Source organism: Alistipes sp. AF14-19, from assembly GCF_003461645.1.
In the GTDB taxonomy this organism is placed as follows: domain Bacteria; phylum Bacteroidota; class Bacteroidia; order Bacteroidales; family Rikenellaceae; genus Alistipes; species Alistipes shahii.
The window spans coordinates 1-586 of the sequence record NZ_QTXM01000053.1 but is presented as its reverse complement, the minus strand read 5'-3'; the positions used below and the strand labels follow the sequence as shown (position 1 = coordinate 586).

The 586-nt window shown below is 48.0% G+C and carries 1 pseudogene; it reads left to right on the top strand.

Annotated elements, in window-relative coordinates:
- Nucleotides 1-287: 287 nt before the first annotated feature.
- Nucleotides 288-586 (top strand): annotated as a pseudogene (locus DWW03_RS16365) (DUF3408 domain-containing protein); the annotation flags it as partial.

Genomic DNA, 586 nt, shown 5'->3' with positions numbered 1-586 from the left:
TTTTGCTGCATAAGATTTACTCTTTTCTGTAAACCTTTTTCAGGACGGGACACACGCCAAAACAAACCCTCGGTGCGGACTGGAGCGGTCTGGAGCGGACATCGGAACCGAAGCATTTCACCCGGTTGTATATTGCAGCATGAAAGGTCGATTTTCTTATTGCGTTCATTATCCCGATATAAACTGCATGAAATAGAAAACGGTATTTTGAATGGTTTAAAACACAAAACCGGGCATACACGCTTTACGACTGCAAACCGAACATTCAATCTCAAAAACGTTGCACCATGGATTCATTAAAGGAAAAAGACAACCCTGCACCCAATCCTTCTAAACATCCCCGTATCGAAGTCGATGAGGAGCTGATGCGTCAGATGATCGCCGGACAAGCCCCTTTGGATTCGAAAGTCGTCCGCAGGATTCCCGAACCGGAAGAGGAAGATACGGACACTCCCGAGGGAAACACATCGGAAACGGTATCCGGAGCATCGGCACCGACTGCTGAGAAAACAGACGTCGACATCCAAACGACTACTGGAAAGGAGTCGGCCGGATTCTGGCGTAAAAAGATCGCGCTGCCGGATTT